Origin of the sequence: Mesorhizobium sp. M3A.F.Ca.ET.175.01.1.1 (assembly GCF_004791945.1) — a bacterium.
In the GTDB taxonomy this organism is placed as follows: Bacteria; Pseudomonadota; Alphaproteobacteria; order Rhizobiales; family Rhizobiaceae; genus Mesorhizobium.
The window spans coordinates 1-24,332 of sequence record NZ_SRTP01000011.1; the positions used below are offsets into that span (position 1 = coordinate 1).

Consider the following 24,332-nt stretch of genomic DNA (forward strand, 5'->3'; position numbering starts at 1 on the left):
GCCGAGGAATGGAAACGACCGCCGCGCGAGTGGTTCGAGGCCAAGACCCAGTTCGCCGTCGTCTTCGGCGAAAGGTTCGTCGGCCAGTGACGAAACCGGCCTCGCGCACAGAATTCCTGACAGTCCCGCTCAAGCGTTTTCACTAGGGGCGGCGGCCGATCTGGTTGGATGTCAAATTTTTTGATGGCCTCGATCATCACCACCATAAAGGGGGATAGATAGATGCCATCCAGCGATGGCACCGCCGCTTGTGCCTCTTCCTTCGGTTTGACAACCAAGATCGGTTCACGGACATGATCGAGTGCCGAAGTGCTCCATCGTCCCGTCTCCAGCCAGTACGTCGCGGCGAGTTGTGACCAGTCGTCGGGGAATATCTGATAGCGGCGTCCGGCGTACTCATCATATCGCACAGCCTCCAGCTCACCGCTGAAAAGCTTCCTCCGAACGGCCTCAACGTCGCCGCCGTGCTCCTGGATGACGGTTCGCAGTTCCACATGCCCGGGTGGGACAAAGTTCACCATCATGCGCCTCCCATCTGAGCCACGTTGTCAGCCTTGACGGTGCCGAACCTCGGCGCACCAGCCCTCACCGCTTCGGCAATGTAGGACGGCGACAGGTGCCCGTAATGCTTCTCCACCATCCGAGTGTCTGTGTGCCCCAGATTCTTCGCCACCACCATTAGCGGCATTCCATTCATGACCGAGAGGCTCGCCCAGGTATGACGCAAGCCATGGAAGCCGATGGCCGGCGATATCTTGGCGTTCTTGCAGGCCTCTTTCATCGGCCGGAACTGGTGAGACTTCTCCCAAATGCCGCCGGCCTCCGTCGTCAGGATCAAATCGCCGCGATTCTTGCCGCGCACCAGTTGTGTGAACAGGTCGGCGCCCTCGTCGGTCAGGATGATGTGACGCGCCTTCCCAGATTTACTCTCGCGGATCGTCAACGTTGACACGTCGGCGTTGAAGTCTTCGCGCTTAAGGCGAGCGAGTTCGCTATAGCGAGCACCTGTCTGCAGCGCGGCTTGTACGAGATCCCGGAACTTGCCCGATGCGGCGTTCACAAGCCGCTGAGCCTCGGCGATCGAGAGATAATGGACGCGGGCGCTCTCGACGTCTTCGAACGGCTCGACGCGCCGCCATTCCCGATCGGAAGCCGCCTTCCCTTCCCTCCAGGCATAATTGAGCGCGGCCTTAAGCGTCGTGAGAACGCGATTGGCCGTTGCACGACGCTGCCTAACCGATTCCGAGTCCTCCCCGAGTTCTCTGAACCTTTGTTCCTTCCCGGCCTTTGTACGTACACGCGGCGCGGTTGTTGCGACCCCGCTATGCCATTTCCTAATCCGCTTGGCGTCGAGCTTGGCAAGATCGATTTCGCCAAGTTCGGGAAGGATCAGCGCCTCGGCGCGCCAGCGAGCATCCCTAGATGATTTGCGGTTGCCTTCCATCCACAGGAGGTAATCGTCGATCGCATCCTTGACCGTGTAGACGCCAGCCACCTTGCCGCCGTCGCCAGACATGGCCTTGTGGACTTCCCTCGCCTTGTCCTGCGCCTGCCAGAACGTCAGGGTGGTCGAGCCATTCGCGTCCAACTGGTCGTCCGCATCAGCGATCGTCTCGACGCGGTAGTCCTGGTTTCCGACATACATCCGCACCACCCAGCGGCCGGCGTCTTTGCCCTTGCGATAGCCGACATGAAGGCCGGGCCCGATGCTGCGGTAATAGGGCTTGCCGCGCGGCTTGAGCTTCTTGCGCGCATCCTTGCTGTCTAACGTTGCGTCCCGAACTCGTTTGGCCATGATGTTCCCGCCTGTCGTGTCCAACTATTTGTCCAATATACCGGCTTAGATGCTATTGGACAAGCACAAACATAACAGGACGCAAACCCTTATGGTGCAAGGCTTTCAGAAAATTCGGCTGGACGGCGCTAGACGGCTTAGAAGCCCTTTCACGGCGGTAACAGGGGTTCGATTCCCCTTGGGCGTACCAGTCTTTTCAAGGTCTTCGACAAACATCTCGCGCTCCTGTATGAGCGGGCATGACCTCGATCTCCCGTTTTGTCGCGCTTATGCTGTTGGTGGCGATCACCTTCGCGACGCTCTCACCGATCCAGATGCGGCCTCACCTCGGTGATGCGAATGTCGAACGTGGCTTGGCTTACGTCCTCTTGGGGATCGCCCTAGCCTTCGGGTTCCCCGCCCGATTGCTGCAGACATTGCTGTTTGTCTGCGCCGTCGCCGGCGTATTGGAATTCCTCCAAGCCTTTGATCCAGGCCGGCATGCGCGCCTCACTGATGCGCTTCTCAAAGCGGCAGCGGGCGTCATCGGGATTGCCGTCGCACGCGTCATCCTTGCTATCGCGCGGGCGCCACGCGCCACGGGCTAGATGCCGGCAGCAGCTAGGCCACGTGGCGGGCCACGCCTAGCTCGCAGAATGCAGCCAAGGATGGAATACCAAGTTCAGCTTGAATGCATGGCGCGCGCTTGGCGAAATGCCTTGCCGCCGCCGCGCTTGCCGGGAATCATCATGTCCCTGGCGAGCAGGCCGCTGACACGGCAGAAAGCCATGAATGCGCGGCAGGCGTCCTCTGTGCTGACGACGTCGACCGTCGCCCCGAAGCAGGCGTTGAAGGCGGCTTCGTGGACCTTGCCTTGCCGGCGCGCCGGCCAGTTCTGCAGGAAATCAAGCGCCTGCTCGACGCTGTAGATTTCCTCGACAGGCAGGCCGGGCGTGGACGTAATGCGCACCGGCACCTGAAATTGCAGTCTGTCCATTCCCTGTCTCCCGAACGATCGTCGCGTGAGAACGTCATTCATTCTGAAAACTTGCAATGCATGGCATCCGGAGGCGTGCGGCGGTTCTGGGGCGGCATATGCATCCACAAAACCAAAGCGCGTCGCCTGAACCCCGTTTCAGCGCGACGCTTTGGGTTTCTGACCCAGGAATGTGACGTCAGTGCGATCAACCGGAGCCCGGCTTCCACGGCTTGAAAGGCCATGCGGCGCATCAGCACATGGGCCGACGGCCGGGCAAAGCCCGCGCCCAGAATGAGCGCGGCCGTCCTTGCCATGCGCGGCCGATATCGCGCGGGTACGGGGACTCGCCCAGGCGATGGACTGAAGAAAGTCGCGGCATTCCGTTCTGCGGGCACTTCGTCCTTGAACGTTGCGGCTTCCGGTGCCAAATCTGGGGAGATTTCAGCATCGGCTCGCTTCAGCAGCCACACCCGGCAAAAACGGACAAATGGTCACTTACCTCGACGCCGCTACGGCTCCCCTGAGAAACACCGGCCAGATCCGCCTCTATGGCGAGGACGGCTTTGCTGGCATGCGCAAGGCTTGCGACCTCACTGCGCGCTGTCTCGACGAGCTTGTGCCGATGGTGAAGCCCGGCGTCACCACCGAGGCCATCGACCGCTTCGTCTTCGAGTTCGGCATGGATCATGGCGCCCTGCCCGCCACGCTCAACTATCGCGGCTACACCAAGTCGTCCTGCACCTCGATCAATCATGTCGTCTGCCACGGCATTCCCGATAACAAGCCGTTGAAGGACGGAGACATCGTCAACATCGACGTGACCTTCATCCTCGACGGCTGGCACGGCGATTCCTCGCGCATGTACCCGGTTGGCACGATCAAGCGCGCCGCCGAACGCCTGCTCGAAGTGACTTACGAATGTTTGATGCGCGGCATTGCCGCGATCAGGCCCGGCGCCCGTACCGGCGTCATCGGCGCGGCGATCCAGACCTATGCCGAGGCCGAGCGCTGCTCGGTGGTCCGCGACTTCTGCGGCCACGGCGTCGGCCAGCTATTCCATGACGCCCCAAACATCCTGCACTACGGCACCGCCGCCGAAGGCGTCGAGATGCGGCCCGGCATGATCTTCACCGTCGAGCCGATGATCAATCTCGGCCGGCCGCATGTGAAGGTGCTGTCGGACGGCTGGACGGCGGTGACGCGCGACCGCTCGCTGTCGGCGCAATACGAGCACACCATCGGCGTCACCGACACCGGCTGCGAGATATTCACGCTGTCGCCGAAAAAGCTCGACCGTCCTGGCCTGCCGGCCTAGGCTTCAACGGAAGCTCGGAGGGACAGGCGGCAATGGGAAAGACCGATAACGAGCGGGCGTTCTTTTCCGAGGCCTGGAGCTCGCCACCGCAGAAATCACAGAAAAGCACTGCAGAGGCGGAGAAGCCGCATTATCACGGCCACCGCGATCGCCTGCGCGAACGCTTCGTTTCGGCCGGCCCGGATGCTCTGCCCGACTACGAGCTGCTCGAGCTCCTGCTTTTCCGGCTGATCCCGCGCGTCGACACCAAGCCGATCGCCAAGGCGCTGATCGCCCGCTTCGGCTCGCTCGCCGAGGTGCTCGGCGCGCCGGCATCCCTGCTCGAGGAGGTGAAAGGCATCGGCCCGGCGGTGGCGACCGATCTCAAGGTGATCGCGGCCACCGCGCAGCGCATGGCGCGCGGCGAAGTGCGCGGCCGCGAGGTGCTGTCCAACTGGCCGCAACTTCTCGACTATTGCCGCTCGGCCATGGCGTTCGAGGCCCGCGAGCAATTTCGCATCCTGTTCCTCGACAAGAAGAACGGGCTGATCGCCGACGAGGTGCAGCAGACCGGCACCGTCGACCACACGCCGGTCTATCCGCGCGAGGTCGTCAAGCGCGCGCTCGAACTCTCCGCCAGCGCGATCATCCTGGTGCACAACCATCCGTCTGGGGATCCCACCCCTTCCCGCGCGGACATCGAGATGACCAAGCAGATCATCGATACGGCCAAGCCGCTCGGCATTGCCGTGCATGACCACATCATTATCGGCCGCAAAGGCAATGCGTCGATGAAGGGCCTGCTCCTGATCTAATTCAAAGGCTCCATCGACCGCCCTCGTAGGCCAAAGCCCGAGAAGAGATGCGGAGGCCCTGTGCTGTCTACAAGCGCGAGCAGAGTCGATAGGCCTCATAGATTGACGAGTAGATATCTCTGCTCGCGACCGCGTCTCCTATGCGGTGCAGTATGAACGATCCTGCAGCTGGGGGATTTTCGCCGCCCTCCGTGCTTGCTCCCGTCATGAGCGCGATGTCGGTGACGCCGTCATTGGAGGAGCGGGGGCGCAATTCCTGATAGACGTCCTCTACCGGTGCCGTGCCACGCTCGACGATGAGTTGGGCCGTGCTCATCTCAATTTCCCTGCCGGTGAGCTCATGGCGAAATCTGGCGACGATTCCGCTTGATTGGCGCACCGCCCGAACCAGGCGGACATCGCTGACGATCCGGATGCCGAGTTCCGATATGCGCTTGCGGAAACTTACCCGATCTGGATAGGGAGTCTCGACCGCCAGCGTATCGTCCACGATGGCCAGGCTGACCGCATGGCCCAGTCTGGCCAAATGCAGGGCGCAGGAAACGGCGGCCTGGCGTCCGGTCTCGTCATAGACAAGCACATCGTCCTTCGCCGGCACGACGCCCGTCAGCACGTCCCAGACGCTGTCGCAGTGTTCGGCGCCATCCAGCCATTCCAGATCGGGAATGCCTCCGGTGGCGACGATCACCGCTTCAGGTTTCGCGGCTAGCACGACTTCCGCATCCGCATAGGCGTTGAGGCGGATATCGACGCCAAGGCGGGCGAGTTCATCGCTGCGCCAGTCCACGATGCCGATCAGATCCTTGCGATCGGAGGCCGAGGCCGCGACGAGCACCTGGCCGCCAAGCCGCGCGCCGGCTTCGAGCAGGGTCACGTGGTGCCCGCGCTCGGCGGCGACCCTGGCCGCTTCCATTCCGCCCGGGCCACCGCCGACCACAACCACGCGTCTTGGCGTTTCGGCTCGGCTGATGACGTGGCTGACGGTCGTTTCGTGGCCGCTGGCCGGGTTGTGAATGCAATGCACCTTCTTGTAGAGGCAGTAGGAGGCGCCGACGCATGGGCGGATGCGGTCTTCTTCTCCCCGCATCACCTTGTTGACGATATGCGGGTCGGCAATATGCGCCCGCGTCATGCCGACCAGGTCGACAAGGTTCTCGCGGATGGCATGCCGCGCGGTGGCAATGTCGCGAATGCCCCCGGCGTGGATGACGGGCAGCCTGATTTCCCGCTTGAACTGGCCGACCAGCGGCAGAAACGGCGCGCTCCGGCTGAACATGCCGGGCATGTTCTCCTCGGCCAGCGCCAGGTCGGTGTCCATGCGGCCAAAAATGCAATTGAAGAAATCGATATGGCCTTCCCGCTCGAACAGTCTGGCGAAGGCTAGGCATTCCTCGAAATCCGAACCGTCGTCGACCGCCTCGTCGATGACGAACCGGATGCCGACAGCGAAGTCGTCACCCACCGCGCGACGGATCGCCTCGTGCACCATGAGGCCGAAGCGCGCGCGGTTTTCGAGCGACCCACCGAAGCCATCCGTCCGCCTGTTGGTCCTGCGCGAAAGGAATTGACCGATCAGATGCCCGCCGGTGACCGTTTCGATGCCGTCGAGATCGCCCTCACGGCAGCGTCTGGCAGCATTTGCATAATCGTTGACGATCCTGCTGATGTCCGCCGCATCCATCTCCTTCGGAAAATTCCGGTTTCGCGTCTCGCGAACGCGCGATGGCGCGACCGGTGCAAGCCAATTGCCGGCATAGGCAGTTGCGCGCCGGCCGAGATGCGACACCTGGCACATGACGGCCGCGCCGTGGCGATGGACCCGCTGCGACAGCGATTGCAGATGCGGCACGATGCGATCGCTCGAAATGTCCAGCTGACCGCCGCCCCAACTCGAGTCAGCTGACGTCATCGCTGAGCCGCCCGCCATCGTCATGGCCAGGCCGCCGCGCGCCTTCTCCTCATGGTAGCGCTGATAGCGTTCGAGCGGCAGGCCACCATCGTCGAGCATCGAAGCGTGGCTGGTGCTGACGATGCGGTTGCGCAGCATCAGACCTTTTAGGTGAAACGGCTGGAGTATCGGATCAGTGCTTGTCTCCCCTGCCTGAGGCGACGTGATGTTCATGTCCACTCCGAGCCATTCATGGGAGTTATGGTCCGCCATTTTGAAAGATTGAGAAAGCTTGAAAATTCTTGGGGTAGCTATACGCTGGACGTATGGCTGGTTTCGCGAAACTCGTTCCCTGCGCGCGCGGACTTCTTGTGTTTGAGGCGGCTGTCCGTCTGGGAAGCTTTACGGCCGCCGCCCGAGAATTCAACGTCACGCAACCTTCCATCAGCCGCAGCATTGCCCAGCTCGAGGCTGATTTTGGTGTCGCTCTTTTCGCCCGAGGGCCGACTGGATTGACCGTGACCGCCGACGGCCGTGCGCTCTATTCGGCTGTACGGGAAGGATTCGACGGCATCGCGGAAGTGATCCGGAGATTCAAGCAGAACAGCGCTGCAAGACCGGTGGTTACACTCTCACTTTCGAGTTCGCTGGTAACGCATTGGTTCGTTCCGCGATTGGGTGTGTTCAACACGAGGTTTCCAGATGTGGACCTGAGGTTCGAACTCATTGCGGGCGTTTTGCGAGGACCTGCCGAGAATGTCGACCTTGCTACAAGAATTCTGGCCGATGACGACATGCACTATCACAGCTGGCCGTTCTCACCGGAAATCATCGTTCCGGTGTGCAGCCCGTCCTATTTGTCGGCCCACGGTCGGCTGATGCATGAATCGGACGGCCAGGGTCATGTCCTGCTTCATCTCACAGACGCCAGGTTGCAGTGGCTGGACGCCTGGGGCAGCGTTGCCGATCGCAAGATCAGCAAGGCAAAGCGGCTCGAATTCTCTGATTATGCTGTCGTCCTCCAAGCGGCGATGAACGGCGAAGGCGTCGCGCTCGGCTGGCTGAGCAACGTTTCGAGAGCATTGCTCCAGGGAACACTTGTCCCGGCGTCGGACCGACAGATCAATACGGGTCGGATCCATCAACTGGTTGCGCCGCGCTCGCGGCCGGTACGGCCCGTCGTCTCCGATATCTGCGCCTGGATGATCGCCGAGATGCAAGCCGAGTTGAAAGCCTTGCGCCCAATATTGCGGCTGGACATCTCATAGCTGCTGCAGGCGATACAGCAGCGCCGCAGCAACGTTTTCCCCTTCAGACAGTCGGCTCTGGAATTTCAACTGGAAATCGAGCATGATGCGCTCTGGCTTTCGCGGATGTTTCGTGCGTCGCGAATGCCCGGAGGAACGGGACATGGCCGTTGCGCTTGTACTCGTTTTGGTCGTCGTGGGCTCGGTGTTGTTCCACTTCCTGAGCCCATGGTGGTGGACGCCCATTGCCTCGAATTGGGACTATATCGACCACACCATCATCATCAGCTTCTGGATCACCGGCGTCGTCTTTTCGGCTGTCGTGCTCTTTATGGCCTATTGCGTCTTCCGCTTCCGCCATCGGGAAGGCAATCGCGCTGTATACGAGCCGGAAAACAAGCGGCTCGAATCGTGGCTGACGATCGTCACCGCGGTCGGTGTCACCGCCTTGCTGGTTCCAGGTCTGTTTGTCTGGAGCCGCTTCGTCAACGTTCCAACCGATGCGACAGAAATTGAGGTCATCGCCCAGCAATGGCAGTGGAGCTACCGCTTGCCAGGCAAGGACGGCAAGCTCGGCACTTCGGACACGCGCGACGTGACGGCTGAGAACCCGTTAGGCATCGCGCCCAAGGATCCCAACGGCCAGGACGACGTCGTGGTCGAGGCCGCCGACCTGCACCTGCCGGTCGGCAAGCCGGTCAAGGTGCTGCTGCGTTCGATCGACGTGCTGCATGACTTCTACATCCCGGAATTCCGCGCCAAGATGGATATGATCCCGGGATCCGTCACTTATTTCTGGTTCACTCCAACCAGAACCGGAACCTTCCAAGTCTTGTGCGCCGAGCTCTGCGGCCAGGGACATCCGCTGATGCATGGCGTGGTCATGGTCGACAGCGAGCAGGATTATCTGGCCTGGCTCGGCCAGCAGCAGACTTTTGCGCAATTGTCGGCGCCGCAGCAAACAGGCTCGGCGAACCAGTTGCCGGGAAAGAAGGTGGCGTCCGGTTTGGACGTCGCGGCAAAAGTCGAATCTGTCGAGGCCCGCTGAACAGGGCACGGAGGTGCTCCCATGGTCGACGTCACACCCGCCGATGCCGTTCCACCCGCCGAAGTGGGCGAGATGGAACTCTACCATCCGCACAGCTGGTGGACGAAATACGTCTTTTCACAGGACGCCAAGGTCATCGCGGTGCAGTATTCGGCAACGGCGACGGCAATCGGCCTTGTGGCCCTGGTCCTGTCCTGGCTGATGCGCCTGCAACTCGGCTTTCCCGGCACTTTCGACTTCATCACCCCGGAGGCCTATTACCAGTTCATCACCATGCACGGCATGATCATGGTGATCTACCTGCTCACCGCCCTCTTCCTCGGTGGCTTCGGCAACTACCTCATTCCGCTGATGGTGGGCGCCCGCGACATGGTCTTTCCCTATGTCAACATGCTGAGCTACTGGGTCTATCTGCTCGCCGTGCTCGTTCTGGTGGCGAGCTTCTTCGCGCCGGGCGGTCCGACCGGCGCCGGCTGGACGCTCTATCCGCCGCAGGCGATCATGACCGGAACGCCGGGAGGCCAGGACTGGGGCATCATCCTGATGCTCTCTTCCCTCATCCTGTTCATCATCGGCTTCACCATGGGCGGCCTGAACTATGTGGTGACGGTGCTGCAGGGCCGCACCCGCGGCATGACCCTGATGCGCCTGCCGCTCACCGTCTGGGGCATCTTCACCGCCACGGTCATGGCGCTGCTTGCCTTCCCGGCCCTGTTTGTCGCCTGTGTCATGATGCTGCTTGACCGCCTGCTCGGCACCTCCTTCTTCATGCCGGCGATCGTCGAGATGGGCGAGCAGTTGCAGCACAATGGCGGCAGCCCGATCCTGTTCCAGCATCTGTTCTGGTTCTTCGGTCACCCGGAAGTCTACATCGTCGCCCTTCCGGCCTTCGGCATCGTGTCAGACCTGATCAGCACGCATGCGCGCAAGAACATCTTCGGCTACCGGATGATGGTGTGGGCGATCATCGCCATCGGCGCCCTGAGCTTCGTGGTCTGGGCGCACCACATGTATGTCAGCGGCATGCATCCTTATTTCGGCTTCTTCTTCGCCACCACGACGTTGATCATAGCCGTTCCCACCGCCATCAAGGTCTACAACTGGGTGCTGACGCTGTGGCGCGGCGACATCCACCTCACCATCCCGATGCTTTTCGCGCTCGCCTTCATCGTCACCTTCGTCAATGGCGGCTTGACCGGGCTGTTCCTCGGCAATGTCGTCGTCGACGTCCCCCTATCGGACACGATGTTCGTCGTCGCCCATTTCCACATGGTGATGGGTGTCGCGCCGATCCTGGTGATCTTCGGCGCAATCTACCACTGGTATCCAAAGGTCACCGGACGGATGCTGGACGAGACGCTCGGCAGGTTCCACTTCTGGGTCACATTCCTCGGCGCTTACCTGATCTTCTTCCCCATGCACTATATCGGCCTGATGGGTGTGCCGCGGCGCTACGCCGAACTGACGGACATGACGATAATGACGGAGTCAGCCCACCATCTGAACTCGTTCATCAGCATCATGGCCTTCATGGTCGGCTTCGCCCAGATGGTCTTCCTGTTCAACCTGATCTGGAGCATCCGCCACGGGCGCGAGGCAGGCGGCAATCCTTGGCGGGCCACGACGCTCGAGTGGCAGACGCCGCAGACGCCGCCGGCTCACGGCAATTTCGGCAAGGAACTGCCGATCGTCTACCGCTGGGCCTACGACTACAGCGTGCCGGGCGCCAAGGAGGACTTCATTCCACAAAACGTCCCGGGCGACTTCGGCCCGACCAAGGAACCGGCATGAGCGTCATCCTGGTCTTCCTGCTGGTGATCGCCGGCTTTGCCGGCTGGTGGCTTTCGCACCAGCGGCTGACGGCCAAGCCGTGGCTGGAGCAAGGCCTGGCCGGGGACTACGTCGGCCTCGAGCGGTCCGCCCTGCCCACCGCCAAAATCGGGCTCGGGGTCTTCCTCGCCGTCGTCGGCTGCCTGTTCTCGCTGTTCACCAGTGCCTATTTCATGCGGATGGGCCTGTCGGACTGGCGGCCGCTGCCGCTGCCGCGCCTGCTTTGGCTCAACACCGGCGTCCTGGTGCTGAGCAGCATCGCTCTCCAATGCGCGGTGGTCGCCGCGCGCAAAGGTCAGTTGGATATGGTCAGGCTCGGGCTGGCAACCGCCGGGCTGACGGCGCTCGCCTTCCTGGCCGGCCAGCTGATGGCCTGGCGGCAGCTGACCGCAGACGGCTACTGGCTGGCCTCCAACCCGGCCAACAGCTTCTTCTACCTGATCACCGGAATGCATGGCCTGCACATCGTGGGCGGTCTGGTCGGCCTGGGCAGGACGAGCATCGGCGCGTGGAACGGAGCACGGCCCGAGAGGCTCCGCCTCAGCGTCGAGCTCTGCGCCATGTATTGGCATTTCCTGCTTTTCGTCTGGCTGGCCATCTTTGCCCTGCTCGCCGGCTGGGCCGCGACCTTCATCGACATTTGCCGACAGCTGCTGACCTAGGAGACCGGCGATGGCTGAGACGACAGTGACGCATAGCGGCCAGATGGATCGGCCCGAGGGCTGGCACGGCATCGTCGCCGACTGGGCGTCGGATCAGAGAGCATTCAAGAACGTGTCCTGGGGCAAGGCCATGATGTGGATCTTTCTGCTCAGCGACACCTTCATCTTCGGCTGCTTCCTGCTCTCCTACATGACCGCCCGCATGTCCACGCGCGTGCCCTGGCCCAACCCGAGCGAGGTCTTCGCGCTGCGCATTGGCGGTTCGGAGATCCCGCTGATCCTGATCGCCATCATGACCTTCGTGCTGATCTCGAGCAGCGGAACCATGGCCATGGCGGTCAATTTCGGCTACCGCCGCGACCGCCGCAAGACCGCGATCCTGATGCTCTTGACCGCAGCGCTCGGCGCGACGTTCGTCGGCATGCAGGCCTTCGAATGGACCAAGCTGATCACCGAAGGGGTACGGCCATGGGGCAATCCCTGGGGCGCCGCGCAATTCGGTTCGTGCTTCTTCATGATCACCGGCTTCCACGGCACCCACGTCACGATTGGCGTCATCTTTCTGATCATCGTGGCGCGAAAGGTCTGGCGCGGCGACTTCGACGTCGGCCGGCCTGGTTTTTTCACCAGCCGCCGGGGCCGCTACGAGAATGTCGAGATCATGGGACTCTACTGGCACTTCGTCGACCTGGTCTGGGTGTTCATCTTCGCCTTCTTCTATCTTTGGTGAGAGGCAGACATGGCTGAAGCAACCGCAAACGGTCTGGGACAACACACGCTGCACACCACCCATGATGCAGTGGCCGTCTCCAAGTCCGACACGCATCAGGAGCACCCGATCAAGCTCTATCTTGTGGTCTGGGCATGGCTGTTCATTCTCAGCACCTGCTCCTACTTGGTCGACTATTTCGGCCTCCATGGCTATCTGAGATGGTCGCTGATCCTGATCTTCATGATGCTCAAGGCGGGCCTGATCGTCGCCGTCTTCATGCACATGGCCTGGGAGCGGCTGGCAATGATGTATGCGATCATCCTGCCGCCGATACTGGTGCTGGTTTTCGTGACGATGATGGTCTTCGAAGCCGACTACACGCTTCTGACCCGTATAGCGTTTTTCGGGCCGGGCCCCTGACCGCGGTTCGAATCCGTTCGCGGCGGCCGGGACCGCGAATGCCGGCGCCTTGAAACGATAGGCAGTCGATCCAGTTTTCCTGGTGTGGCAACCGGGGCACGAGAGTGATCGCCCTCGTTTGCGCATGCGTCGTGAACCCAAGCAAAAGGACGCGAAAAATGACGATAGCAAACAGACTGAGGGATTTTATCGACGGCAAGGGCATCCCGTACGACACCGTCGCGCATCACCGCACGTCCACCAGCAGGCAGGCCGCCATTGCCGCGCATGTGCCGGGCAGCATGATGGCCAAGTCGGTGGTCGTTCACCACGAGCTTGGCTATGCGCTGGCGGTTGTCCCAAGCACCCACAGGATCGAGCTCGGCAAGCTGCAGGATGTCATGGACAAGCGCCTCGGGCTGGCTTCCGAAGACGAGGTGGTCTCGCTCTTCGATGATTGCGACGTCGGTGCCATTCCGCCGATCGGCGCGGCCTATGACGTGCCAGTGATTCTGGACGAAAGCCTGGGCAATGCGGCCGATATCTATTTCGAGGGCGGCGATCACAAGACGCTGGTGCATGTCAGCGGCAAGGATTTCCACAACCTGACCACCGGCGCGCGCCAGGCGCGGTTCAGTCACCCGGCCTACTGAACGCACCGGCCCACCCGCCGATGCGTTCGAGGCAGGGACCGCTCAGCTCGCCGGTCTGGGGGCGGCCGGCGGCTCCACCACCTTGCGGTAGACATGCCAGGTTGCGTGACCGAGGACAGGCAGAACAACCGCCAGCCCCGCGAACACCGGCAGCGAGCCGATGATCAATCCGACAGCGACGATCAAGCCCCAGACCGCCATGACGATCGGGTTCGCCAGCACCACGCGCACAGAGGTGTGAATGGCTTCGTAGGCACCTACGTCACGATCGAGCAGCAGCGGGAAAGCCACGACGGTTGTGCATAGCACCACCACGGCGAAGACGAAGCCGATGGCATGTCCGAGGATGATCAGCGTCCAGCCGCGTCCGGTCGCGAATATCTGGTCGATGAAGCTGGACAGTGACGCCGGAGGCTCGGGCCCGAACAACTGCTCGTAGAAAAGCTTGGCCGTCAAAAGCCACGTGATGAAGATGGCAAACAGCATGATCCCGACCGCGGCGATTGCTGGCAGCGCCGGGGAGTTCCGGACTTCGAATGCGTGGCGCCAGGATGCGTCCAGTCCGGCTTCGCGTCTGCGGCTGATCTCGTAGAGGCCGATCGCCGCGAAGGGACCGATCAGCGCAAAGCCCGATACAAGCGGAAACAGCAGCGGCAACGCATTGGCGCCGGAAGTCCACACCGCAAGCACCACCCCGACAAGGGGGTAGATCAGGCATAGAAACACGATATGGGACGGCTTCACCATGAAATCGTCCACACCGCGCCTGAGTGCGTCGAAAAGATCGGACACACCGATTTTCCGGACTTTCGTGTGCTCCAGCGTCTCGCTGGCACCTGCAATCACATGGAAATTAGCCATGACCATTCCTCCAGACCAGGTCCGGCAAAGGTCGCGGCCGATGGTGCTGCCGTTTGGCATGGGTGGCCACGCAAACCGCGACCTGCACCGGTGCCAATATACGCTTCTGCATGGCATTTGTCGCGCGTTGTCGACGAGCTGCGCAAAGCACGCATGGCTCGCAGGGATGCTGGCAGGCAAGGCCTTTCTTGGATATTATTTGAAGCCGAAGGAGAAGGTCATGGACTCAAGGACGCTTCTCATACTGGGGATCGGCATAATCGCCCTGCTGGTGCTGGGCTTCTATTCGCTGCCGGCCTAGGTCGACGGCATGGCGCGAAAATTGCCGGCCTGAGTTCCGGGCGACCTCGCGCAGGCCGTCAGTTCGCTGCCAGCCGCATAACGATCGTGTCCGCGAGCAGCATCGCGAACAGCGCGAAAAGGTAGACGATCGAATAGGCAAACAGCGCTTTCGCCGGCCTCATGTCCTGGTCCGGAGCGGCCAGAACCTTCCAGGCACGCCAGATGAAGCCGCCGCCCAATACAGCCGAGGCGATTGCGTAAAACCCGCTGGCAAATCCAAATGGCCACGGCAGCACGCCGACCGGCGCAAGAAGCAGCGCATAAACCAGGATCTGTCTTTTCGTCGAAGCCTGGCCGGCTACGTTCGGCATCATGGGGACACCGGCGGCGGCGTAGTCGCCAATCTTGAACAACGCCAACGCCCAGAAATGTGGAGGCGTCCAGAGGAACACGATCAGGAAAAGGATGAGGCTTTCGCTGCCGACCTCGCCGGTGGCAGCCGCCCAGCCGATGACGGGTGGCAGCGCCCCCGCCGCTCCGCCAATCACGATGTTCTGCGGCGTCGAGCGCTTCAGCCACATCGTGTAGATCACGACATAGAAGAAGATGGTGAAAGCCAGGAGCGACGCGGCAAGCCAATCCACGAGCACGCCAAGCGTCATGACCGAAAGCGCCGAAAGCACCAGCCCAAAGCCGAGCGCCTCGCCTGGCGCGACGCGGCCGGACGGCACCGGCCGCTTGGACGTGCGCGACATCAAGGCGTCGATGTCCGCGTCGTACCACATGTTGAGGGCGCCGGCCGCCCCGGCGCCCACGGCGATCGCACCGATCGCGATAATGGCGATGATCGGATTGATCCCAGCAGGCGCCACCATGAGACCGACGAAAGCGGTGAAAACGGCCAGGGCCATGACGCGCGGTTTCAGCAGCGCGAAGAAATCGGCAGCCGTCGCTTCCGAAAGGCCGACGCGCGTGTCTCTAAGGTCGCTTTCCTTCACCGACATTGCGCTACCAACGATGAGGCAGGAACAGTCGACTAGTTGGAGAATTGCTTCAGATAGGCAATGACGTTGGCCACGTCTTCATCCTGCTTGAGGCCTGGAAACGCCATTTTCGTCCCTTTGACCATCGCCTTGGGATCATGAAGATAGGTGGCCAGCGTGGCTTCGTCCCATTTCACGCCGGATTTGCCGGCTGCGATCATCGCCTCGGAATATTTGAAATCCGGATGTGTGCCGGCGGTCCGGCCGATCACGCCATGCAGCGATGGCCCGACCTTGTTCTTGTCCTCGTCCGCAACGTGGCAGACTTTGCATTTTACAAAGACCTTCTCACCTGCCGCAGCATCCTGTGCCTGTGACGGATGCACAATGAAGACGACAGCAGGGATGATGGCAAAGAACGCGATCGAGCGCATGGCATTTCCTTTTCTGATCGCCGTTGGTGCGCGTGCCAATCGCGGTGGCATGCGCCCTTCACAGCAGAGCGGAATATCCGCATCTCCCCAGTGGAACTGCGTTACCTACATACCATGGAATTTGGCGCCCGGGTAGGAAAAGCCAAGATTTGCCGAGGTTTAATGCTTCTGACCCAGAGGTGTGCAGCGGTTCTGGGACGACGTGCATCAAACAAAAGCTTGTTGGGTAGCCTGAGCCCGCTCCGCGCAACGCGAAGCCCGACCGGCTCAGGGCGGATCGGTGTTGCAACTCGCAGCCATCCGGCCGACCGCCTCGGACAGTCCGGCCAGCTCGAAATCGGCCTCGCCCCGCCCCGAAAGCAGGCCAAAGCGCCACGAAAGTGAAAGCCGGCTCGCCGATGCCAGCCGTCTGATGCCGTCGGCTCCCTCCCGGACCAGCATCCTGCCGCGCGGCCCTACTGACCAGCTTTCATCGAACTTCCTGCCGTCGTCGACCATGACCGACATGGTAATCTTGCGGCTGGCCGATACGGCGTCGCTAAGCTGCAGCCATTCGCTCCAGCGCGGCTCGCCCTCAGTGCGGCAGGCCAGCGTCAGCACAGGGCTGTAGCCCAGCGCACCGCCGCCGGTGAGCAGCTTGTTGGTAGCATGGAGCGAAGCCGTGACCTGGCCGTCGCTGCCGGTATCGATGCGCCAATCGCCGAGATCGGGCCCGGCCTGGGCCGCGGTGGCAACCAAGAACGCTGCGGCCGCGACCACGCCCCTCATATTGAATGCCAGCCCCACCGGTGCCTCCAACGACCTGCGAAACGCATTATCGCGCAGATAATCATCAACGTCCGGTATCTCCAGCGGCGGGCAAGCATCTGAACTTGGTCGTGTTGCCGCCTTGCCACAATGATAGCAGCTGGCAACAAAAAAGGCCGCCTCTTGGGCGGCCTTTTGAAATCAGCTTGCTGAACCTTTACTCGGCGTCCTTGGCGGCCTTCTTCTTCGGAGCGGCCTTCTTCTTGGGCTCCTCTGTCTCCTCGGCCGCTTCACTTGCCTTGGCCTCGGCCTTCTTCGACGCAGCCTTTTTGGCCGGCTTTGCCTTGGACTTGCTTTCTGCTTCCTCGTCGTCAGCCATCAGCTCTTCCTTGCTGACCTTGAGGTCGGTGACCGAGATCTGGCCGAGCAGGTGATCGACGACCTTCTCTTCGAACATCGGCGCGCGCAACGAATTCAGCGCATCTGGATTGTTGCGGTAAAACTCGAAGGCTTCCTGTTGCTGGTTGGCCGGGACGCGGCGGATCTGTTCGAAGAGGCCACGCTGCAATTCCTCATCGGACACACTCACGCCGGCCTTCTCGCCGATCTCGGCAAGCACGAGGCCGAGGCGCACGCGGCGTTCGGCCAGGCGCATATATTCGGCACGCGCCTCTTCTTCCGTCGTCTCTTCGTCGGCAAAACTGCGTCCGGCCGCCTCGAGGTCGCGATTGACCTGGGCCCAGATGTTGTTGAACTCGGCCTCGACGAGCTTCGACGGCGCCTCGAACGAATAAGACGCGTCGAGTTGGTCGAGCAGTTGACGCTTCACCTTCTGACGGGTCATTGAGCCGAACTGGTTTTCGATCTGGCCGCGCACAATCTCGCGCAGTCGCTCGAGCGATTCCAGGCCGAGATTCTTGGCCGTCTCATCATTGATCTCGAGTTCGCCCGGCTTCGCCACTTCCTTGACGGTCACGTCGAAGGTGGCTTCCTTGCCGGCGAGATGCGCGGCCTGGTAGTTTTCCGGGAACGTGACCGTGACCAGCTTCTCGTCGCCGGCCTTGGCACCAATCAACTGGTCCTCGAAGCCCGGAATGAACTCCTTGGAGCCGAGCACCAGCGGCTGGTCGGTGCCGGCGCCGCCAGCAAAAGCCTCGCCGCCGATCTTGCCGACATAATCGATGGTCACGCGGTCGCCTTCGGCGGCCTTGCCGGTCTTCGGCTCGTAGCCGCGGGCCGACTCCGCCACGCGCTTGACCTGCTCGTCGATCTCCGACTCCGGCACGTCGTAGACCTGACGCGTCACCTTGATGTCGGAAAAATCCTTGATTTCGATTGCCGGGATGATTTCGTAATTGAGGCTGAATTCGAAGTCGGCGCCGCCCGCCAGGATCTTCTCGGCCTCCTTCTCGTCCTCGGTCATGATCACTTCGGGCTGCATGGCGGCCTTCTCGCCGCGGCCCGAGATGATCGAGCGGGTCGAGTCATTGAGGATCTCGTTGACGACCTCGGCCATGAACGACTTGCCGTAGACTTTGCGCAGGTGCTGCACCGGGACCTTGCCGGGGCGGAAGCCGTTGATCCGCACCTTGCCGCGCGCATCGTTGAGCCGGGCCATCAGCTTGGCTTCCATGTCACCGGCCGGCACGGTGATCTTGATCTCGCGCTTGAGACCGGAGTTGAGCGTTTCGGTGACCTGCATCCTAAAACCTTTGTTTTCACCAATGAGGCTGCCAAACGGGCTCACCCGTTTACAGCCTGCCGGTACAATCTTGCCGGAAATGGCTTTTGGTACGGAACCGGGTGATTTGACCGCCGAGCGGCTCAAACTCTCCTGAACTACGCATCCAAAATGTGAATAAGTCTTTGTTTTTCCTACTTCTTTTCACATTCTACAGAAGCGGATCGTCGCGTCCCGTCACATTCGACACGCCTTTTGTCACAGGCGAGCCTAATTTTCAACCATCTTCGCGATTAGCCGAATGTCGGCCATTTGGACCCCGACATTGACAGAATGATGACTACATGGGATTGCCGGGGGAACGCGGATGTGGCGGAATTGGTAGACGCCCTGGATTTAGGTTCCAGTGCCGAAAGGCGTGGGGGTTCGAGTCCCTTCATCCGCACCACCCTTCGCTCTTCGAGCTTCGGGTGGCAGGCCACCTGAAGATGGATGGACGAAGGGGCCTCGCCGAAGCCTTGGGAAAGATCGGAGCCATCAACTCCTGGCGGCGCAAGCAAGTCCTTACGTTCGCGAAGACAATTCGCTTTTGCGTTTCCGATACACTTGAAATAGTCCGATAACAGGTTCTTAGTTGCAACAGGCGGGTTGGGGCTCTGTCAGGTTGTGCGCGCAGTTTCTCTGGTTCTGGGGATTGGGTCAGTTGTCTTGGCAGCGACGTGTCAGGGTGAGGCTCTGGAGTTCACTCCGGCTACCTCTCCAGGCGGGCAGCCCATGCTTGTTGTCTCCGGTGAATTTGGCGCCAATGAGCCCGTGAACGCCTTTGGCAACGCGGTTGCGAGCAGCGGGGCCAGGGTAATTGTATTCAACTCCCCCGGCGGCAACGTCGGCAGTGCGATGCGTCTAGGGCGTATGATCCGCGCGGCAGGGTTGGATCCTTCAGGTTCACCAATTGCAGTGCGCTTCGGCCTGTTCACTGGCTTTCTTGGGCGGCGTCCACCGGGTTGCAGAACCGGGTTCTATCGGCGTTCATCGGGCTTTTTTGAAACCGGCGGACGGGATGTCCATCGAAGAAGCGGCGGCCCGTGTCCAGCTCGGAACGGCCGCAATCATATCCTATGTCATCGAGATGGGAGTGGATCCCAGCCTGATGGAATTGGCTTCGAGCTATGACCAGCATGACATAAGATACCTGTCGGCCAGCGAAATGGCTGAGTTGCGGGTGACCAATGCCACAGCGGACCAATCGCCCGCAGATACATCGCAGCTGTCTACGAGGGTAAACCCGGCGCCCGCGCCTGCTCGCGCACCAGATGCCGTGCAACAGCCGGAAAGCGTTGCGGTCGCCTTCATCAGGGATCTCATCGAGCATCATGGCGACAACGACGATTTCGCTCTTGCTCAAGCCCAGGCGTCCTACGCTCCCACGGTTGAGTATTATGGCAAGTTGACGAATCTGGGTTCGATCATTCAGGGCAAGAGGAGCTACTACCGGCGTTGGCCTGAACGCGGATATAGCGTCCGCAATGACAGCATTGTGGTCACCTGCGCTGACGATCGCTGCAAGGTCTCGGGCGTCTATGACTGGGTTGTGCGCAGCCCCTCGATACACAAGCAGGAAAAAGGCGCAGCAAACTTCAGCTACACGATTTCGATCGGTGCTTATCCAAAAATTATCGCAGAGACAGCAGTGTTCAGCGATAACCGGGACCACCGTTAACGCCGACCGTTGCGCCGACGCCGAGACCCTATACTCTAACCCTATACTCTAATAGAGCGGCTCCTCGAACAGAATCCTGTCGCCATCCATCAGCGCCTTGATCTGCGCCGTGCCGTTGGCCGAGAGCGCCAGCTTGATGCCAAACGGCCGCACGCGCATGTCGTTCTGGATCGCCATGCCCTCGCCTTCCGGCAGATAGAACCGCTCGATCCCGTATTCCGGCGTGATCGTCATGTCGGGCGAACGCAGATCCCACCCCTCGGCGACGTGTCCTCTTATGTCGGCCTCGTCCGGAGCCGCCGGCGTCGGTGCCTGGCCGAACCATGCCGCCGCCGGCTGCCAATAGGCGTCGGCACCCTTCTTCAGCCGCACCACGATCGAGGTGTCGTCACTCGAGAACTTGCCTTGCGGAATGTTGGCGATGAGCTTTACCGGGATCCGCGATATGTCATAGCCGAGCGATATGTAGTCGCCGCGCAGCAGATCGCGCGGGTCCACCGGCTCGACCTTCAAGACCACTTCCTTGCCATGGCGTAGCATCGCCGCGCGGCCGGCGATGATCCAACTGAGGAAGCCGGTCTGGACAAGCGCCAGCACCAGCGCGGAGATGATCAGTCTTTTGCCGCTCATGCCGCTGCTCCTCCCCCGGCTGGTGCTCTCATGCGCTTCTCGATGCGGATGATTGCGAGCGCCAGCACGCCGAGCAGCACGGCCGCCGCCAGGAAGAAGCCGGCGGTGCCGAGCATCGATTGCAGCATCACCACATAGATGATGGCGAGTTCGAAGGCGAAGCCGGCATAGGCCAGCCAGCGCAGTCCGCGGCTCTTGGCGCCGCCCAGCATGATCGCCGCTACGATGCCGGCCAAGGCTATGATGGAAGCCACACCGAAGCCGCTGTTGTAAGTGCTTTCGTCGGCGACCTCGAACTGGACCATGGCGATGCCGGCGAGGAAGCCGGCCAAGGCGTGCAAGGGTAGCCGGCCGCCAAGCTGTACGATCCGGTCGACGGGATCGGCCGCATAGACTGATGCCGCGAACACCCCCGCCGAGACGATCGCCAGCGGCACGGAAACCCGCAACACGTCATGCTCCATCCCGAGGAGCAGGAGATAAAGTATGGTCGACAGGATGATCAGGTGGCGCGCCGCCCGGCTGCGCGTCCAGAATGAGATTGCGAACAGAACGATCGCCATGGCGATGAAGAAATGCGGAAAGCCCGCACGCCAGTAAAACCCGAATCCCTTGAGGACCAGCCAGGCGTCGGCAAGGCCGACTGCGGCCACGGTGAGCGGGTTCGAACGCAATGCGATCGCCGCCAGGGCCGTGCCGCCGCACCAGGTGACCAGTGCCGACGCCTCGTCGCCCGACAGATGATACATTTGGCCGATCAGCGCGATCGAGCCGCCGAAGGCCGCCGCGGCAACGATCCACAGCGCCTCGCCGATTGCCGGATGATCGCGTGTCTTCAACATCGCGCCGCCGACATAGCCGCCGAGGATGACGGCAAACAGCGCCACCACCCGTGCGAGACGCGGAATGGCTTCCCAGTTGGCGGCGACGAAGATCAGGACGGCGGCGCCGAACAGAAGTGCCGCCATCATCGCAAGGATCGAGCCGAAACTGAGCGAGCCCCGCTCCTTGGCGGCAATGTCGCGCGTCAATGCGTCGGCCGTCGCCCCATCGAGCAGGCCCGCTTCCTGCCATCGGACGATATCCGCCCTCACCCTAGCCGCATAGCCCGCCATGCGTTTCCCCCAAGCTCGGTCTTTTTTTCAGCCGCGTGTCTCAAGCCGTTGACGTTGCGGCATTTTCCGATTCTGTCTTCTTTGTGTCCCAAGCGTGAATGGCCGTTAATGGTGCAATGCACAATTTGCATTGCTGCCATGCGCCAATGGCACTTTTAAACCGATATGACCCCACTTATTTCCTGTTCGTACGCAGACGGAATAATCCGAACGAAAGACGAAACGAGCACTACCATGAACCTGATCCGCAACTACCGCAACTGGCGCCGTTACCGGGACACCGTCTCGGAACTGAGCCGCCTGTCGAACCGTGAACTGACCGACCTCGGCATCAGCCGCAGCGACATTCATTACGTCGCCCGCAAGGCGGTCTAATCCGCTTCGGACCGCGAATGGTCCGAACCAGTTTTGAAGAGTGACAAGACCATGAACCTGATCCGCAGCTACCGCAACTGGCGCGTTTATCGCGACACGGTTACCGAGTTGGGTCGGCTTTCGAACCGCCAGCTCAATGATCTCGGCATCGTTCGCGACGAGATCAAGATGATCGCCCGCAAGGCGGTCTAAGAGGAATTTCGCCAGGGTCGACCTCCTCCCCGACCCTGACGGATACGGTCAACCCCTACCTCCTCCCAGGGGCTGACCATCGAAACGGCGCCCGCCGGACCTCCTCCCCCGGCGGGCGTTGTTCCCGAAGCGAACGCAGTTCGTCTTCCAGGCAAAAAGGAATTTCGTCAAAGCCGACCTCCTCCCCGGCAATGACGAATAGGCCGATCTTCACCTCCTCCCGAGGATCGACCAACAAAACGACACCCGCCGGACCTCCTCCCCCGGCGGGTGTTGTGTTTTTTGGCGCGTTTTCCCAGATCCACTTCTCGCGGCCGGCAATTGCAATCGCTGCGCTAAGCGACTATTGCGGCGCTCATGGAGAAAAATCCCGTCCACGTCATCGGCGGCGGCCTCGCCGGCTCCGAAGCGGCATGGCAGATCGCCGAGGCCGGAGTCCCCGTCGTGCTGCATGAAATGCGGCCGGTGCGCGGCACCGACGCGCACAAGACCGATGGGCTGGCCGAACTCGTCTGTTCCAACTCCTTCCGCTCCGACGATGCCGAGGCCAACGCCGTCGGACTGCTGCATGCCGAGATGAGGCTCGCCGGCTCGCTGATCATGAGTGCCGGCGATGCGCACCAGGTGCCTGCGGGTGGCGCGCTTGCCGTAGACCGGGACGGCTTTTCCGATGCGGTCACTGCCAAAATCAAGGCGCATCCGCTGATCACCATCCAGCGCGAGGAAGTGCCCGGCCTGCCGCCCAAGGACTGGGACCAGGCGATCGTCGCCACCGGTCCGTTGACGGCGCCTTCGTTGGCGCAGTCGATCGCCGAAGCCACCGGCGCCGACGCGCTCGCCTTCTTCGACGCCATCGCGCCGATCGTGCATTTCGATACGATCGACATGACGACCTGCTGGTTCCAGTCGCGCTACGACAAGGTCGGCCCCGGCGGCACCGGCAAGGACTACATCAACTGCCCGATGGACAAGGAGCAGTATCTCGCCTTCGTGGCGGCTCTGCTGGAGGGGCAAAAGACCGAGTTCAAGCATTGGGAAGGCACACCCTATTTCGACGGCTGCCTGCCGATTGAAGTGATGGCCGAGCGCGGCGTCGAGACGCTTCGCTATGGACCGATGAAACCGATGGGCCTGACCAATGTCCACAATCCCTCGGTCAAGGCCTATGCGGTCGTGCAGCTTCGCCAGGACAATGCGCTGGGCACGCTCTACAACATGGTCGGCTTCCAGACCAAACTGAAGCATGCCGAGCAGGTGCGCATCTTCCGCACCATTCCGGGGCTCGAGAATGCCGAGTTCGCGCGTCTCGGCGGCTTGCACCGCAACACCTACATCAACTCGCCGACGCTGCTCGATCCGTCGCTGCAACTGAAATCGCGTCCTGGCCTGCGCTTCGCCGGTCAGATCACCGGCTGCGAAGGCTATGTCGAGAGTGCGGCAATCGGCTTGCTCGCCGGCCGTTTCGCCGCCGCCGAGCGGCTCGGCCAAGCACTGTCGCTGCCGCCCCTCACAACGGCTTTCGGCGCGCTGCTCAACCACATCATCGGCGGCCACCTCGTGTCGGATGACGAGCCGGGCAAGCGTTCCTTCCAGCCGATGAACATTAATTTCGGCCTGTTCCCTCCGGTGGAAGCACCCAGGATCGAGGGCAAGCGCCTGCGCGGCAAGGACAAGACGGTTACCAAACGCCGCGCGATCACGGCGCGCGCTCTGTCCGATTGCCGTGAGTGGCTGGGGCTGCCTCCGCGGGCGCAAGCGGCGGAATAGGCCTTTCGATTGCGGTTGGACAGTCCTGCATATTGAGGACCGCTGCCAGAGCATCAGCAACGCGCCTCGCGGCGGACGCCGCGTGACGATATCATGCCGGGACTAAGGACAGTTCCGTTCGAGCATTCCGCCGTCATTGCCTAATCGTCGATAGCGACGTCGTACGCATCGTTAATGTCCTCCATGGCGGCCGCGATTATGAAGCGCTGGTGCGTGGCAATGGCGAACCGTCCTGATGGGATGG

General features: G+C 61.6%; 26 protein-coding genes, 1 tRNA gene and 1 pseudogene. 17 read left to right on the forward strand and 11 right to left on the reverse strand.

Annotated elements, in window-relative coordinates; all coding sequences use genetic code 11:
• Together EN818_RS32810 and EN818_RS22330 are read right to left on the reverse strand one after the other, a co-directional pair.
• Window positions 1-524 (reverse strand): hypothetical protein (locus EN818_RS32810; RefSeq protein WP_189523817.1); only part of this gene is annotated, 524 nt, incomplete at its 3' end.
• Window positions 521-1,795 carry a site-specific integrase gene (locus EN818_RS22330; RefSeq protein WP_135905075.1) on the reverse strand — a complete coding sequence of 425 codons (1,275 nt, stop codon included), beginning with the start codon at window positions 1,793-1,795 and terminating at the stop codon, window positions 521-523. The genes EN818_RS32810 and EN818_RS22330, both read right to left, overlap by 4 nt.
• A gap of 239 nt (window positions 1,796-2,034) precedes the next feature.
• Between EN818_RS22330 and EN818_RS22335 the strand changes: the two genes are divergently transcribed.
• Entirely contained in the window at window positions 2,035-2,382 is a 348-nt protein-coding gene (locus EN818_RS22335) for a VanZ family protein (RefSeq protein ID WP_095807211.1), read from the forward strand.
• A 74-nt stretch (window positions 2,383-2,456) separates the two neighbouring features.
• Here the strand turns inward: EN818_RS22335 and EN818_RS22340 are convergent, their stop codons facing one another.
• Window positions 2,457-2,771: a DUF982 domain-containing protein gene (locus tag EN818_RS22340; protein ID WP_095807210.1), complete on the reverse strand. Its 315-nt coding sequence runs from the start codon at window positions 2,769-2,771 to the stop codon at window positions 2,457-2,459.
• 469 nt (window positions 2,772-3,240) lie between these two features.
• On the opposite strand from EN818_RS22340, the gene map reads away from it, so the two are divergent.
• Window positions 3,241-4,068 (forward strand): type I methionyl aminopeptidase, encoded by an 828-nt coding sequence (gene map, locus EN818_RS22345; protein WP_095807209.1) that lies wholly within the window; start codon window positions 3,241-3,243, stop codon window positions 4,066-4,068.
• Window positions 4,069-4,100: 32 nt separating this feature from the next.
• Window positions 4,101-4,862 carry a DNA repair protein RadC gene (gene radC / locus EN818_RS22350; RefSeq protein ID WP_095807208.1) on the forward strand — a complete coding sequence of 254 codons (762 nt, stop codon included), beginning with the start codon at window positions 4,101-4,103 and terminating at the stop codon, window positions 4,860-4,862.
• A gap of 67 nt (window positions 4,863-4,929) precedes the next feature.
• Here radC and EN818_RS22355 read toward each other — a convergent pair whose 3' ends face one another.
• A complete protein-coding gene (locus tag EN818_RS22355; RefSeq protein ID WP_095807272.1) occupies window positions 4,930-6,984 on the reverse strand; it encodes an NADH:flavin oxidoreductase in 2,055 nt (684 codons plus the stop codon).
• A gap of 92 nt (window positions 6,985-7,076) precedes the next feature.
• Here EN818_RS22355 and EN818_RS22360 point away from each other — a divergent pair, with 92 nt between their 5' ends.
• The 7 genes from EN818_RS22360 (at window position 7,077) to EN818_RS22390 (ending at window position 13,301) form a co-directional block, all read left to right on the forward strand.
• The gene (locus tag EN818_RS22360; RefSeq protein ID WP_095807207.1) at window positions 7,077-8,018 is read left to right on the forward strand and encodes a LysR substrate-binding domain-containing protein; all 942 of its coding nucleotides are present in this window, start codon (window positions 7,077-7,079) and stop codon (window positions 8,016-8,018) included.
• 142 nt (window positions 8,019-8,160) lie between these two features.
• Window positions 8,161-9,045: a cytochrome c oxidase subunit II gene (locus EN818_RS22365; protein WP_095807271.1), complete on the forward strand. Its 885-nt coding sequence runs from the start codon at window positions 8,161-8,163 to the stop codon at window positions 9,043-9,045.
• A 21-nt stretch (window positions 9,046-9,066) separates the two neighbouring features.
• Window positions 9,067-10,836 (forward strand): cytochrome c oxidase subunit I, encoded by a 1,770-nt coding sequence (gene ctaD / locus EN818_RS22370; protein WP_095807206.1) that lies wholly within the window; start codon window positions 9,067-9,069, stop codon window positions 10,834-10,836.
• On the forward strand, window positions 10,833-11,537 hold the full coding sequence (locus tag EN818_RS22375; RefSeq protein WP_095807205.1) for a cytochrome c oxidase subunit 3: 705 nt from the start codon (window positions 10,833-10,835) through the stop codon (window positions 11,535-11,537). Before ctaD ends, EN818_RS22375 begins: the two co-directional genes overlap by 4 nt.
• Before the next feature lie 10 nt (window positions 11,538-11,547).
• Window positions 11,548-12,267, forward strand: coding sequence for a heme-copper oxidase subunit III family protein (locus tag EN818_RS22380; protein WP_095807204.1), 720 nt, complete (start codon window positions 11,548-11,550; stop codon window positions 12,265-12,267).
• Between the two features lie 9 nt (window positions 12,268-12,276).
• A complete protein-coding gene (locus EN818_RS22385) occupies window positions 12,277-12,669 on the forward strand; it encodes a cytochrome C oxidase subunit IV family protein (RefSeq protein WP_095807203.1) in 393 nt (130 codons plus the stop codon).
• Window positions 12,670-12,827: 158 nt separating this feature from the next.
• Window positions 12,828-13,301, forward strand: coding sequence for an aminoacyl-tRNA deacylase (locus EN818_RS22390; protein WP_095807202.1), 474 nt, complete (start codon window positions 12,828-12,830; stop codon window positions 13,299-13,301).
• Window positions 13,302-13,343: 42 nt separating this feature from the next.
• Here EN818_RS22390 and EN818_RS22395 read toward each other — a convergent pair whose 3' ends face one another.
• Window positions 13,344-14,162, reverse strand: a complete 819-nt coding sequence (locus tag EN818_RS22395; RefSeq protein WP_095807270.1) for a DUF2189 domain-containing protein — start codon at window positions 14,160-14,162, stop codon at window positions 13,344-13,346.
• 40 nt (window positions 14,163-14,202) lie between these two features.
• On the opposite strand from EN818_RS22395, the gene EN818_RS22400 reads away from it, so the two are divergent.
• Window positions 14,203-14,463, forward strand: a complete 261-nt coding sequence (locus EN818_RS22400; protein WP_095807201.1) for a hypothetical protein — start codon at window positions 14,203-14,205, stop codon at window positions 14,461-14,463.
• Between the two features lie 58 nt (window positions 14,464-14,521).
• Here EN818_RS22400 and EN818_RS22405 read toward each other — a convergent pair whose 3' ends face one another.
• The 4 genes from EN818_RS22405 to tig all read right to left on the reverse strand — a co-directional run bounded on the left by EN818_RS22405 (window position 14,522) and on the right by tig (window position 18,310).
• Window positions 14,522-15,448 (reverse strand): heme o synthase, encoded by a 927-nt coding sequence (locus EN818_RS22405; protein WP_095807200.1) that lies wholly within the window; start codon window positions 15,446-15,448, stop codon window positions 14,522-14,524.
• A gap of 32 nt (window positions 15,449-15,480) precedes the next feature.
• Entirely contained in the window at window positions 15,481-15,861 is a 381-nt protein-coding gene (locus EN818_RS22410; RefSeq protein ID WP_095807199.1) for a cytochrome c family protein, read from the reverse strand.
• Between the two features lie 267 nt (window positions 15,862-16,128).
• The gene (locus tag EN818_RS22415) at window positions 16,129-16,647 is read right to left on the reverse strand and encodes a hypothetical protein (protein WP_245420403.1); all 519 of its coding nucleotides are present in this window, start codon (window positions 16,645-16,647) and stop codon (window positions 16,129-16,131) included.
• A gap of 178 nt (window positions 16,648-16,825) precedes the next feature.
• Window positions 16,826-18,310, reverse strand: a complete 1,485-nt coding sequence (gene tig / locus EN818_RS22420; RefSeq protein ID WP_129553902.1) for a trigger factor — start codon at window positions 18,308-18,310, stop codon at window positions 16,826-16,828.
• A gap of 342 nt (window positions 18,311-18,652) precedes the next feature.
• Between tig and EN818_RS22425 the strand changes: the two genes are divergently transcribed.
• Both EN818_RS22425 and EN818_RS22430 read left to right on the forward strand, forming a co-directional pair.
• Window positions 18,653-18,737: transfer RNA gene (locus tag EN818_RS22425), tRNA-Leu, on the forward strand.
• 612 nt (window positions 18,738-19,349) lie between these two features.
• Complete coding sequence (locus tag EN818_RS22430) at window positions 19,350-20,009, forward strand: hypothetical protein (RefSeq protein ID WP_129553901.1); 660 nt, start codon at window positions 19,350-19,352, stop codon at window positions 20,007-20,009.
• A gap of 48 nt (window positions 20,010-20,057) precedes the next feature.
• On the opposite strand, the gene EN818_RS22435 is transcribed toward EN818_RS22430, so the two are convergent.
• Window positions 20,058-20,639: a GDYXXLXY domain-containing protein gene (locus EN818_RS22435; RefSeq protein WP_095807196.1), complete on the reverse strand. Its 582-nt coding sequence runs from the start codon at window positions 20,637-20,639 to the stop codon at window positions 20,058-20,060.
• A complete protein-coding gene (locus tag EN818_RS22440) occupies window positions 20,636-21,754 on the reverse strand; it encodes a DUF2157 domain-containing protein (protein WP_095807195.1) in 1,119 nt (372 codons plus the stop codon). The genes EN818_RS22435 and EN818_RS22440 overlap by 4 nt, the downstream gene beginning before the upstream one ends.
• A 234-nt stretch (window positions 21,755-21,988) precedes the next feature.
• Between EN818_RS22440 and EN818_RS22445 the strand changes: the two genes are divergently transcribed.
• The 4 genes and pseudogenes from EN818_RS22445 to EN818_RS33765 all read left to right on the forward strand — a co-directional run.
• Window positions 21,989-22,129 carry a DUF1127 domain-containing protein gene (locus EN818_RS22445; RefSeq protein WP_006335194.1) on the forward strand — a complete coding sequence of 47 codons (141 nt, stop codon included), beginning with the start codon at window positions 21,989-21,991 and terminating at the stop codon, window positions 22,127-22,129.
• A 51-nt stretch (window positions 22,130-22,180) separates the two neighbouring features.
• Window positions 22,181-22,321 carry a DUF1127 domain-containing protein gene (locus EN818_RS22450; RefSeq protein WP_095807194.1) on the forward strand — a complete coding sequence of 47 codons (141 nt, stop codon included), beginning with the start codon at window positions 22,181-22,183 and terminating at the stop codon, window positions 22,319-22,321.
• 357 nt (window positions 22,322-22,678) lie between these two features.
• On the forward strand, window positions 22,679-24,088 hold the full coding sequence (trmFO, locus tag EN818_RS22455) for a methylenetetrahydrofolate--tRNA-(uracil(54)-C(5))-methyltransferase (FADH(2)-oxidizing) TrmFO (protein ID WP_095807193.1): 1,410 nt from the start codon (window positions 22,679-22,681) through the stop codon (window positions 24,086-24,088).
• Window positions 24,089-24,119: 31 nt separating this feature from the next.
• Window positions 24,120-24,324: pseudogene (locus EN818_RS33765) on the forward strand (type II toxin-antitoxin system RelE/ParE family toxin); the annotation flags it as partial.
• Window positions 24,325-24,332 lie beyond the last annotated feature (8 nt).

Excerpts from the sequence above, each read along its gene's own strand:
- EN818_RS22330 (WP_135905075.1), bottom strand. The coding sequence starts at position 1,795 with ATGGCCAAACGAGTTCGGGACGCAACGTTAGACAGCAAGGATGCGCGC.
- EN818_RS22335 (WP_095807211.1), top strand. The coding sequence starts at position 2,035 with ATGACCTCGATCTCCCGTTTTGTCGCGCTTATGCTGTTGGTGGCGATC.
- EN818_RS22340 (WP_095807210.1), bottom strand. The coding sequence starts at position 2,771 with ATGGACAGACTGCAATTTCAGGTGCCGGTGCGCATTACGTCCACGCCC.
- map (WP_095807209.1), top strand. The coding sequence starts at position 3,241 with ATGGTCACTTACCTCGACGCCGCTACGGCTCCCCTGAGAAACACCGGC.
- radC (WP_095807208.1), top strand. The coding sequence starts at position 4,101 with ATGGGAAAGACCGATAACGAGCGGGCGTTCTTTTCCGAGGCCTGGAGC.
- EN818_RS22355 (WP_095807272.1), bottom strand. The coding sequence starts at position 6,984 with ATGAACATCACGTCGCCTCAGGCAGGGGAGACAAGCACTGATCCGATA.
- EN818_RS22360 (WP_095807207.1), top strand. The coding sequence starts at position 7,077 with ATGGCTGGTTTCGCGAAACTCGTTCCCTGCGCGCGCGGACTTCTTGTG.
- EN818_RS22365 (WP_095807271.1), top strand. The coding sequence starts at position 8,161 with ATGGCCGTTGCGCTTGTACTCGTTTTGGTCGTCGTGGGCTCGGTGTTG.
- ctaD (WP_095807206.1), top strand. The coding sequence starts at position 9,067 with ATGGTCGACGTCACACCCGCCGATGCCGTTCCACCCGCCGAAGTGGGC.
- EN818_RS22375 (WP_095807205.1), top strand. The coding sequence starts at position 10,833 with ATGAGCGTCATCCTGGTCTTCCTGCTGGTGATCGCCGGCTTTGCCGGC.
- EN818_RS22380 (WP_095807204.1), top strand. The coding sequence starts at position 11,548 with ATGGCTGAGACGACAGTGACGCATAGCGGCCAGATGGATCGGCCCGAG.
- EN818_RS22385 (WP_095807203.1), top strand. The coding sequence starts at position 12,277 with ATGGCTGAAGCAACCGCAAACGGTCTGGGACAACACACGCTGCACACC.
- EN818_RS22390 (WP_095807202.1), top strand. The coding sequence starts at position 12,828 with ATGACGATAGCAAACAGACTGAGGGATTTTATCGACGGCAAGGGCATC.
- EN818_RS22395 (WP_095807270.1), bottom strand. The coding sequence starts at position 14,162 with ATGGCTAATTTCCATGTGATTGCAGGTGCCAGCGAGACGCTGGAGCAC.
- EN818_RS22400 (WP_095807201.1), top strand. The coding sequence starts at position 14,203 with ATGGTGCTGCCGTTTGGCATGGGTGGCCACGCAAACCGCGACCTGCAC.
- EN818_RS22405 (WP_095807200.1), bottom strand. The coding sequence starts at position 15,448 with ATGTCGGTGAAGGAAAGCGACCTTAGAGACACGCGCGTCGGCCTTTCG.
- EN818_RS22410 (WP_095807199.1), bottom strand. The coding sequence starts at position 15,861 with ATGCGCTCGATCGCGTTCTTTGCCATCATCCCTGCTGTCGTCTTCATT.
- tig (WP_129553902.1), bottom strand. The coding sequence starts at position 18,310 with ATGCAGGTCACCGAAACGCTCAACTCCGGTCTCAAGCGCGAGATCAAG.
- EN818_RS22430 (WP_129553901.1), top strand. The coding sequence starts at position 19,350 with ATGTCCATCGAAGAAGCGGCGGCCCGTGTCCAGCTCGGAACGGCCGCA.
- EN818_RS22435 (WP_095807196.1), bottom strand. The coding sequence starts at position 20,639 with ATGAGCGGCAAAAGACTGATCATCTCCGCGCTGGTGCTGGCGCTTGTC.
- EN818_RS22440 (WP_095807195.1), bottom strand. The coding sequence starts at position 21,754 with ATGGCGGGCTATGCGGCTAGGGTGAGGGCGGATATCGTCCGATGGCAG.
- EN818_RS22445 (WP_006335194.1), top strand. The coding sequence starts at position 21,989 with ATGAACCTGATCCGCAACTACCGCAACTGGCGCCGTTACCGGGACACC.
- EN818_RS22450 (WP_095807194.1), top strand. The coding sequence starts at position 22,181 with ATGAACCTGATCCGCAGCTACCGCAACTGGCGCGTTTATCGCGACACG.
- trmFO (WP_095807193.1), top strand. The coding sequence starts at position 22,679 with ATGGAGAAAAATCCCGTCCACGTCATCGGCGGCGGCCTCGCCGGCTCC.